We start from the raw sequence: 10,335 nt of genomic DNA, 5'->3' as shown, positions 1-10,335 counted from the left end.
TATTCAAGTAAAAGCGCGTAAAACTATAAAAAATACGCTAAACAGCAATGTTTAATCGTAAAAAATACTATTTCACGATTTTCAAAGATTTTTCTCAGAAAACTCTCAGGAAACTCGCGGCAGCTCCCCCGCGCCGCCCGCAAACCCTTGAAAAACCACCACTTTCCCCGCGACACGCGCGGAGGTCGCCTTCACACACGACCCAAACTACTCACGACTGAGCAGTTTATGTCACATCGCACCAGCAAGCAGCACCCACACAAGCTGCCCCCCCCCCACAAGCAGCAAATGCGCAACAAAAAAGGCGGCAGGTATAAAACCTACCGCCCTATTCACTATGCACACACGCACAAAACTGCGTTACGAGCAAAGCAATAAAAAGCTAGAACTACTTAAGTTCCACGGAAGCGCCGGCCTCTTCGAGGGCAGCCTTAGCCTTCTCAGCATCTTCCTTCTTAGCCTTCTCGAGAACTGGCTTTGGAGCGCCGTCAACGAGAGCCTTAGCTTCAGCCAAGCCGAGGTTGGTCAAAGCGCGAACAGCCTTGATGACTGCAATCTTCTTGTCGCCAGCAGCGGTAAGAATGACGTCGAACTCGTCCTTCTCTTCCTCAGCAGCGCCAGCAGCAGCTGGAGCAGCGGCAACAGCGGCGACAGGGGCAGCAGCCTCGACGTCGAACTTCTCTTCAAAGGCCTTGACGAACTCAGAGAGCTCAACGAGGGTCATTTCACCAAAAGCTTCAAGAAGCTCTTCACTAGTGAGCTTAGCCATAATTGGCTTCCTTTCTTACTTGGCCAGGCACACGGTGTGCCTTACGACCATAACATTTTTATTATTGGTTGGTCTCATGCAGCAAGCTGCAAGGGAATCAAGCGGCCTTTTCCTGCTTCTCGCGCAAAGCGTCGATAGTACGCACAGTCTTGGTTGGCAATGCGTTGAACAGGTAGGCGGCCTTGGACATGGTGCCCTTGAGCGCGCCGGCCATTTCGGAAAGCAACTGTGGGCGAGACTTCAAGTCTGCAAGCTGCTTTGCACCTTCGGCATCGTAAACAGTTCCATCTGCGAAACCGCCCTTGATGACGAGAGTCTTATTCTCTTTGGCAAAATCACGCAAGGTCTTAGCAGCCTCAATGAAATCACCCTTAACAAAGGTGATTGCAGTTGGGCCGGCGAGAAGCTCGTCAAGACCTTCAATGCCCGCTTCCTTAGCAGCAATACGAGCAAGCGTGTTCTTCGCCACAGAGTAGGAAGTATCGCGGCCTAGCTTTTCACGCAGAGAAGAAATCTGCGGAACGGTAAGCCCGCGGTACTCGGTAAGGTAGACAGCGTCTGCATTACGGAAAAGTTCCGTAAGATCGGCAACTACCGCTTCCTTTTCGGGCCTCTTCATGGCGTTCCTTCCTAAATCGGCCGTCAGTTCGAAAGAAACACATCAAGCTTAATTAAACAGGGCAATAAAAAAGCCCTGCGCACTGGCAGAGCAACATACGAAGCACACTAAGTGCTAAATAAAACTTACAACATACTCGCTGTAAATCTTGCTCAACCTGTGCTGGCCTGACGCATCAATTTCAGGAATCTTGCGATTCCACCAACGGTCTGTGGTTTACGTTGGGTAAGTTTAATACAAAATCAAGACAATGTCAATAAAAATTTATACGGAAACTATAAATAAAAAGAGGGCGCGCAATTGCACACCCTCAAATACATTATTTTCACTGCTATGTAAGCTTATGCTACGTAAGTTTATTGCTTACATATCAGCAACTTTTACAGCACAGCGTTAGCAACGAAATCAAGCAAGAACAGCAAGGAAACAATCCAAAGCATTGGATGAACTTCCTTAGCACGCTTCTTGCAAGTCATAACTAAGCAGTACATGATGAAGCCTGCAGCGATGCCGTAAGAAATGGAGTAAGAGAACGCCATAAATACAGCAGCAAAGAATGCAGGAATTGCTTCGGAAATATCATCCCAAGCAATTTCCTTCAAAGAGCTTGCCATCATGCAGCCAACTACCACAAGCACGCCAGCGGTTGCTGCTGCAGGAACAGCAGAAGCAAAAGGCGCAAGAACAATAGAAAGCGCGAAGCACACGGACACAACCACGGAAGTCAAACCAGTACGACCACCTGCACCAATACCAGCAGCAGATTCTACATAAGTAGTGGTGTTAGAAGTACCGCAAATTGCGCCAACGGAAGTAGCAATAGAATCAGCAAACAATGCGCGATCCATCTTGGAGCTAAAGCCGGAGCCGTTTTCCAAAGCCTTCTCGTCTTCCTCGGAGAAAATACCAGTGCGACGGCCGGTACCAATAAAGGTGCCGAGAGTGTCAAAAGTATCCGACATTGAGAATGCGAAAATAGTTACCAACACAAGCGGCAAACGAGCAGGATCAGCAAACAATGACGCAAAACCCTTATCGCTAAAAATAGCGCCGAAAGTAATTGGGAGCTGAGCAAAAGCGTCAGTAACAGACACTGCATTGTTCAAAGAAGTCAATCCCAAAGGAATACCAATTAAAGAAGTTGCAATAATTGTAATAAGCAAGCTTGCGCGAACTTTAAGAACTGTAAGAACAATAGCAAAAAGAAGTCCAATAAGGAATAACCAAAGCACAGGGTTATTCATAACAGCAAGACCTGGAATAGCAGCAGTTGGTTTACTCTTTGCAGCGGCGGCAGGATCCTTGGAAGTAAAAGTAATCAAACCAACGCTCATCATTCCAACATAGGCCACGAATAAACCAATGCCACCACCGATTGCATGTTGTAGCGAAGTCGGGATGGCACGAATAATCATTTTACGAATCTTGGTAACGGTAATAATAATGTTAATTAAACCGCACAAGAACACCATGCACATGGCCTCTTGCCAAGTAAAATGCAGGCCGAAGCAAACTGTGTAAGTAAAGAATGCGTTAAGACCCATGCCTGCAGCCTGTGCGTAAGGTACGTTAGCAAACAAGCCCATAACAAGGGTACCAATGATTGCTGCGATGATTGTAGCGAGGAAAACGCCACCTTTAGGCATGCCAGTTTGGCTTAAAATCATTGGATTTACGACGATAATATACGACATTGCGAAGAATGTAGTGAGACCTGCAGTGATCTCCGTTGATACATTCGTGCCGTTTTCTTTGAGATGGAAGAACTTTTCCATAAACTCTCTGTTCCTTGGTTTTACAGCGTAAAAGACCATAGAAAGCGCGGCGAAAGCACTTGAGCAATCGCGTACGCAATTACATTTGGGCATTCACGCAGAGGTTACTGCGACTCGCCCGGAAGAACGAAGGCACCACAAAATCTCACATAAAATTATGAAAATTGCGAAACCTCTGAACAACCGAACAGCTCTGACCTTACGCGCACGTGCTGACCAAGGAAATACACTGAAATCAAAAAAGTATATAACAAATCAGCCAAAACGGCCGGAAATATAACGCTCGGCTTCGGCATTGCGCGGATTGTTGAACATAGTAGTCGTGTCTGCAAAGTATTCCAAATGCCCTGGCTGCCCTACAGCCTTCAAATTAAAGAATGCCGTATAATCCGCAACACGCGCAGCCTGCTGCATATTATGTGTCACAATCACAATCGTGTAATCGTTTTTAAGCTCGTTAATCAAATCTTCTACAGCCAACGTAGAAATAGGATCCAGCGCCGAGCAAGGCTCATCCATAAGCAAAACTTGCGGATGCACAGCAACTGCTCTAGCTATGCAAAGTCGCTGCTGCTGACCGCCCGAAAGACCAATTCCAGGCTTATCTAAGCGGTCCTTAACTTCATTCCACAAGTTTGCACCTCGCAATGCCCACTCAACTAAGTCGTCAGCATCCTGCTTAGAAATCTTGCGATTATTTAGGCGAACTCCAGCAAGCACGTTTTCTCGAATAGACATTGTTGGGAAAGGATTTGGGCGCTGAAAAACCATGCCAACATCTCGGCGAACTGCCACAGGGTCAACGTCTTTTCCGTATAAATCGCGGCCTTCAAGAAGCACATGGCCTTCTACGCGCGCTCCCGGCGTAATCTCGTGCATGCGGTCTAAAGTGCGCAAAACTGTTGACTTTCCGCAGCCAGAAGGTCCAATAAAAGCCGTCACTTTATTTGGCTCAATATTAATATTTACGTCTTCTACGGCAAGAAAATCACCATAGTAAATATTTAAGTTCTTAACATCAATTCGTTGACCCATTTTATGCTCGCTTTCTAAAATCTATTTCGCCTTATTTCGCTTTATTTCGCCTTACTTCGCTTTTACAGAAAACACTCGAGCTACAACTCGCCCCAAAATATTTAGCAACAACACCAACACAATAAGCGTTAAAGCCGCAGCCCAAGCGCGCTCCATTGGAATTGTTGTAACGCAAGAAGCCGGAGCATTAGCTGGGCAATTTGCAGAAAGTTTGGAATATTCCTGGTAAACGTACACAGGCAAAGTAGTCATTTGCCCATCGAATAAGTTGAAATTCGTGGAAGCAATAAAGCCTGAAGCCATAAGAAGTGGCGCAGTTTCGCCAATAACGCGCGCAACTGCAAGAATACAGCCAGACACAATTCCCGGAAGAGCAGTGCGCAAAACGATTTTCGTAATTGTGCGCTGCTTGGTTACGCCCAAAGCTAAGGCAGCCTCGCGCAAATCGTTCGGCACAATTTTTAGCATTTCTTGAGAAGATTTAACAACCGTTGGAATCATAAGAAGAGAAAGAGCTACAGATCCTTCAAAACCATTGATTGTGCCAGGACCTGCAAGAAGAGCAAACATAGAAAAAGCAAACAGACCGGCGACAATAGACGGAATACCACTCATAACGTCAACAAGTAGATTAATTATGCGCGAAATTTTATTTCCGCTAGCATACTCAACCAAATAAACAGCACACATTAGGCCAATTGGAATCGAAATAGCCATAGCTCCAAGCGTAATTTCAAGAGTTCCAATAATTGCGTGCAAAATACCACCGTAACCGCCAGTTCCAGTAGCATTTCCGCCCACAACGTAAGTCATGTTATGCGTTAAAAAGTCAAGATTTAAGCGCTTAATGCCGTTAATAATTGTTGTTAAAAGCAAGGAAGCCAAAGGAATAACTGCCACTATAAAAGACAAGAAAATCAGCACACGCATAAGCATATCTTTGCGTTTACGCGCGGCTATAGAAGATCTAGTTGGACGGAATTTGTTGAAGTCAATAACCGGAGCTGCGGAATTTTCTGCGGAAGTATTTTCGGCAGATTTATTAATTTGATTCTCCATTTATGCGCCCGCCTTTCCGGTAATTTTGCGAGCAATAAAGTTGACTGCAAAAGAAATAACGAACAAAACTAAGCCGGTTGCAATAAGCGCACTTACGCCAAGTCCGTTCGCTTCCGGATACTGCGCTGCAATATTTGCGGCAATAGTTTGATTTTGGGAAGCTTTGAAAATATTGATTCCAAAAGTAAATCCAGGAGACAAAATCATCAAAACTGCCATTGTTTCGCCAAGAGCGCGACCAAGGCCAAGCATAGAAGCTGACACAATACCAGACTTTGCAAACGGCAAAACAGCTAACTTAATCATCTCCCACTTCGTGGCGCCCAAAGCCAGCGCACCTTCCTGCTGCAAGCGAGGAGCCTGTTGGAAAATGTCTCGAGCCATCGAAGTAATAATCGGCAAAATCATAACAGCTAAAACTAAGCTAACTGTTGCAGCACTTCTGGAAGGATTCGCAGCAGGGCCGGCAAAAAATGGAATCCACCCAAAAACTTTAGAAACCCAATCCCAGAACGGATACATTGCTGGAACAAGCACCAATCCGCCCCACAAACCATAAATTACGGATGGAATTGCAGCAAGCAAATCAACAACTCCGCTTAAAAGCGGAACAATTTTTTTAGGAGCATAATACGAAATAAACAGAGCAATGCCGAGTGCCACGAAAAATGCAAACAGCAGCGCGAGCGCAGACATAAGCACAGTTCCAAAAATAAGCGGAGCTACGTAGCTTATAAAATCGTTCGCTTTGCCACCAGTAAAGTCGGAAAATACGCGACTTACCTGCTCATGATTCCCGCTTATTAGCGGCCACGCGCGAAACAGCAGGAATACTGCAACTGCAGTCAGCACAAGCAAAATCAGCATGCCACAGCTTGCAGCCACGCCTTTAAAAAGACGGTCTGCAAAATGAGTGCCTGCATAATTTTTACTATTGCTCTCAGAAACTTGAGTAGCTTCGTTTGCAGTATACGCAACTGCTGCTGCATTTTTCGTAGAACTCAATCATTCTCCTTTTTAACTGATATTTTTCATAATATCAGTTACGAAAAGTTTTTACTTTCCGGTTTTACTTTCCGATTTTTATTTTTTATTTTCCAGTTTTTACTTTCCGGTTTTACTTTCCGGTTTTAATCGCTTGAATTGACTTGTTGATTTTGCCAACCAAATTTTGCGGAAGTGGAGCCGTTCCAGCAGCAGAAGAAGCAGCATTCTGACCTTCCGCGCTAGTTACGTAGCTAAGCCAAGACTTCACAAACTGTGCAGTTGAAGCATCCTTATAAACCGGGCAAGAAATATCGTAAGAAACCAACACAATCGGGTAAGCACCCTTAGTTTGCGTATTATGATTAATTTTCACAACAACGCGATTAGGATACTTTGCCGAAATATCAGAATCAATCTCGGAATCAGCCAAAGTTTGCGAAGCCGCTTCAGGAGAAATCTCATTATAAGTATCCCCCACCTTCACAGCAACAGTGCCAAGCTTTCCAACTTGCGAAAAATCAGCGTAACCAATAGCACCGTCAGCCATGCGAACTGTTGACACAACACCGGAAGTGCCTTTTGCGCCTTGACCGACGCTATTTGGCCAGTTTTCGCTAAGATCATGCGACCAATCGTCCGGAGCTGCATCCTTCACGTAGCTTAAGAAGTTCTGCGTTGTGCCAGACTTATCGGAGCGGTGAACCACGGTAATTGGAATGTCTGGAAGCTTTAGCTTAGGATTTTGCGATTTAATTTCATCGTCGTTCCAGCGCGTGATTTTGCCGTCGAAAATTTTAGCAATCGTAGAAGCGTCCATATTTATGTGTTTTCCAGCATCCGAAACGCCTTTTAGATTAAAGATTACAGCGATTGGAGATACGTATACTGGAACGTCGAAAGCTGTAGTGCCATTTGCACAAACCGACTTTGACTTTTCTATCTCGTCGTCGCTTAGCGATTTATCGGATCCAGCCCATGCTGTGGCTCCCGTCATAAAAGTTGTTACTCCTGCTCCAGAGCCAGTTGGATTGTAGGCGATTTTTACACCGCTGTTTTTGCCTTGGAATCCTGCAATCCACGCTTCTACTGCAACCTGCTGTGAGGAAGCTCCAGAGCCTTGGAAATTGCCGGAAATTTTTGCATTCTGTGCGCCAGTTGCATTGTTGCTGTCTGCAGGAACATTGTCTCCGCAAGCAGCGCAGGTTGCGCACAAGCCGAAAGTTAGCGCAGCCGCAGCAATACTACGGAACTTAAGCGCGCTTTTATTCGTATTTACTTTGGTTGTATTTACTTTAGTTGTATTTACTTTAGTTGTATTCACTTTATTCATATTTGACTTATTCATATCGTTACGCATATTCTTCTTTCCTTTCGCGAAGAATTGCCTTGCGCCCCACCACATTTTCGCGTTCCTATAGCCGTATTTGCGAATTGGGCGCATTTTCTTAACTTAATCCCTATCTTTTTTTATTAACGCAACCATCATAAATAGGTGGGTTAAACCGCACCGGCAAAAATAAAGTGTGTACTAAAAATGGCGGTATTTGGCGCTAGATTTAACGCTACTTAAGCAAAATGAAGGTCGGCGACCACATCAGCGTGTCGAAATGCTACAAATTGCGAAGAATATTTACCGTAATTTTTGCAGCAGTGTCCGCGTATTCGGAAATATCAAAAGTGTGAAAATCCTCGTATTTTGTATCCGCATTATCGCTCATTGCGCGCACAACAAGTGCAGGAACGTCGTTACGAGCAGCCACATGCAAGACTGCTGCGCCTTCCATTTCCACAGCATCCGCTTGAGTAGATGCAATTACTTCCGCTACTTTTTCTGGCGAATCAACAAAATATCCGCCAGAAGCAATAGTGCCAGCAATATGCGTGATTTTCATATCGGTAAGCACTTTAGTAGCTACTATAAGAAGATAATCATCCGAATGAAATTCGCTTGCAAACGGCTTCCATTGACCGATTAAGCGCATATCGGTATCGAGATATTTTACAGTTTTTCCAAGAACAACATCGTTTGTATGCAAATTTTTATTAAGATTTCCTGCAATACCAGAAAAAATTACGGCTTGAGGATTGTATGCGTCAATAAGATATTGCACAGTTGCAGCAGCATTTACTAAGCCCATTCCGCCAACAGTAGCCGCGACTTCGATTTTGCTACCATCTGCAGAATTGAGAGTGCCGCAAGATACGTTAAGACTTGCAGACTGATTGTGGCTCACGTTTTCGAGCGCACTAGCAATATGAGCAACTTCCTCATCTAAAGCGCCAACAACAGCAACTTTAGTAATTTTCTCAGTATTAGACATTAAGAATCATCCTTTTTTTACTTCGCTACTTACGCATTTATCGTTATTCTTAACCAAAAACACGCATACTAAAGTCATAATAACAAAAGTTAAAGTAGCAATCTTCAGCAATGCGTCACACGTAAAATCAAACCACGGATTCGTAATAGGAACATTGAAAAACGCAATAATTTGATTCTGCAGAGCAAGAAAAGCGACAAATCCAGCTATAAGAAGCACACAAACTAAAGTGCCAACAATGCGACGCCATCCGCGAGTAAAAATAAGCAAAACAATTCCAGTTACAAACGGCATAAAAACGCTAAACCACAATGCAGAATCAGTAACAAGCGTGTACCCTGCGCTATGAGTGCCACGATACCACGCAAAAGCAAGTAAAATAACGCCAGTGGCAATCAAAGCAAACAGCACATATTTCACAATCGGAAACGCTTTACACGCAAAACCTTTATTCGCTTTATTCAAGTCTTTGTTATACATTTCAACACACTCCTTTGTACGCAAAATATAGTTCAAAACTTAACTGGCAAATACAGTAAAAAATAAGCCAAGTAGAAGTAAATTGAGATTATCTTACTATAATTTCTAATCTCTACGGCGTGTTGCAACGGACTTCGCTAAAGTTCTTAACAAATCGGCAGTATCTTCCCAAGAAATACAACGATCCGTAATAGACTTGCCGTATTCAAGCTCACTAAGAGGAGCAGGATCCTGATTGCCACCTTGCAAGAAGCTCTCCATCATAACGCCCTTAATGCCCTGCTCGCCAGCAGCCAAACGATCCGCAATCTCGCGCACAACTTCAATCTGGCGACGCTCATCCTTGCCAGAATTACCATGCGAGCAATCCACAACCACGCCGTTAGAAGCCACGCAACCAGTGCCCAAACGCAAACGAATTGAAGCCACAGCAGAAGCAACCGACGCAGCATCATAATTCGGACCCTTACTAGATCCGCGCAAAACCACGTGGCAATCCGGGTTACCAAGAGTCTGCACAGCACAAGCGCGACCAAGATGATCAATACCAAAGAACGTATGATGCTGGCTCGCAGCCAAGCAACCATTCACAGCCGCAGAAACAGAACCATCCGTAGCATTCTTAAAACCAACCGGCATAGAAAGACCACTAGCAAGCTGACGATGAATCTGAGACTCCGTATTACGCGCACCAATCGCACCCCAGCTCACAGCATCCGCAATAAACTGAGGGCTAGTCGGCTCCAAAAACTCAGTAGCAGCAGCCAAGCCAGCATCCAACACGCCGAGCAAAGTCTTACGCGCAAGAAGCAAACCCTTATGAATATCATGCGTTCCATCAATATCCGGGTCGTTAATCAAACCCTTCCAGCCAAGAGCTGTGCGCGGCTTTTCAAAATACACGCGCATAACAATAAGAAGCTCACCCTCAAGCTCCGAACGCAACTTAGCTAAACGACTCGCGTAATCAAGAGCAGCCTTAGGATCATGCACAGAACACGGGCCAACAATAACCAACAAGCGATCATCGTCGCCATTCAAACAGCCACGAATCTCATCGCGCGACTGCGCAACAATATCCTGCGCATACGGCGACAACGGCAGCTCACCAAGCACCTGAGCAGGAGTCGGCAGCGGCTCAAGCTCCAACACGCGGCGGTTAATAATGCGATCCACACCAACCTGGTCTTCCCAGCGCTGGAACTTCGCGGAGTTAAGAGGGTTGCGCCCCTCCTCAACCTCCTTCTTTACCGCGCGAGAAGTACGCTGCTCAGCTGTAGAAGACATTTG

10 protein-coding genes are annotated in these 10,335 nt (G+C 45.1%); all 10 read right to left on the bottom strand.

The features are described 5' to 3' along the window. Positions 1–388: 388 nt before the first annotated feature. On the bottom strand, positions 389–769 hold the full coding sequence (gene rplL / locus ACLD5M_RS05865) for a 50S ribosomal protein L7/L12 (protein ID WP_004134236.1): 381 nt from the start codon (positions 767–769) through the stop codon (positions 389–391). 97 nt (positions 770–866) lie between these two features. Continuing rightward, on the bottom strand, positions 867–1,388 hold the full coding sequence (gene rplJ, locus ACLD5M_RS05860) for a 50S ribosomal protein L10 (protein WP_004129547.1): 522 nt from the start codon (positions 1,386–1,388) through the stop codon (positions 867–869). Between the two features lie 380 nt (positions 1,389–1,768). Continuing rightward, the gene (locus ACLD5M_RS05855; protein WP_410314790.1) at positions 1,769–3,163 is read right to left on the bottom strand and encodes an NCS2 family permease; all 1,395 of its coding nucleotides are present in this window, start codon (positions 3,161–3,163) and stop codon (positions 1,769–1,771) included. Between the two features lie 255 nt (positions 3,164–3,418). Continuing rightward, positions 3,419–4,198, bottom strand: coding sequence for a phosphate ABC transporter ATP-binding protein PstB (pstB, locus tag ACLD5M_RS05850; RefSeq protein WP_004134234.1), 780 nt, complete (start codon positions 4,196–4,198; stop codon positions 3,419–3,421). 51 nt (positions 4,199–4,249) lie between these two features. Next, positions 4,250–5,257 (bottom strand): phosphate ABC transporter permease PstA, encoded by a 1,008-nt coding sequence (pstA, locus tag ACLD5M_RS05845; RefSeq protein WP_004134230.1) that lies wholly within the window; start codon positions 5,255–5,257, stop codon positions 4,250–4,252. Continuing rightward, positions 5,258–6,262 carry a phosphate ABC transporter permease subunit PstC gene (pstC, locus tag ACLD5M_RS05840; RefSeq protein ID WP_410314789.1) on the bottom strand — a complete coding sequence of 335 codons (1,005 nt, stop codon included), beginning with the start codon at positions 6,260–6,262 and terminating at the stop codon, positions 5,258–5,260. 112 nt (positions 6,263–6,374) lie between these two features. Then, positions 6,375–7,646, bottom strand: a complete 1,272-nt coding sequence (locus ACLD5M_RS05835) for a phosphate ABC transporter substrate-binding protein PstS (RefSeq protein ID WP_410314791.1) — start codon at positions 7,644–7,646, stop codon at positions 6,375–6,377. A 208-nt stretch (positions 7,647–7,854) separates the two neighbouring features. Then, positions 7,855–8,565, bottom strand: a complete 711-nt coding sequence (gene mtnN / locus ACLD5M_RS05830; RefSeq protein WP_019260698.1) for a 5'-methylthioadenosine/S-adenosylhomocysteine nucleosidase — start codon at positions 8,563–8,565, stop codon at positions 7,855–7,857. 6 nt (positions 8,566–8,571) lie between these two features. Next, positions 8,572–9,045, bottom strand: coding sequence for a hypothetical protein (locus tag ACLD5M_RS05825; protein WP_019260697.1), 474 nt, complete (start codon positions 9,043–9,045; stop codon positions 8,572–8,574). Between the two features lie 105 nt (positions 9,046–9,150). Further along, positions 9,151–10,332 (bottom strand): 3-deoxy-7-phosphoheptulonate synthase, encoded by a 1,182-nt coding sequence (locus ACLD5M_RS05820; RefSeq protein WP_410296414.1) that lies wholly within the window; start codon positions 10,330–10,332, stop codon positions 9,151–9,153. Between the last annotated feature and the right edge of the window lie 3 nt (positions 10,333–10,335).

It is taken from the genome of Gardnerella sp. Marseille-Q9185 (genome assembly GCF_046508745.1).
In the GTDB taxonomy this organism is placed as follows: domain Bacteria; phylum Actinomycetota; class Actinomycetes; order Actinomycetales; family Bifidobacteriaceae; genus Bifidobacterium; species Bifidobacterium greenwoodii.
This window is presented reverse-complemented; position numbering and strand designations above follow the sequence as displayed.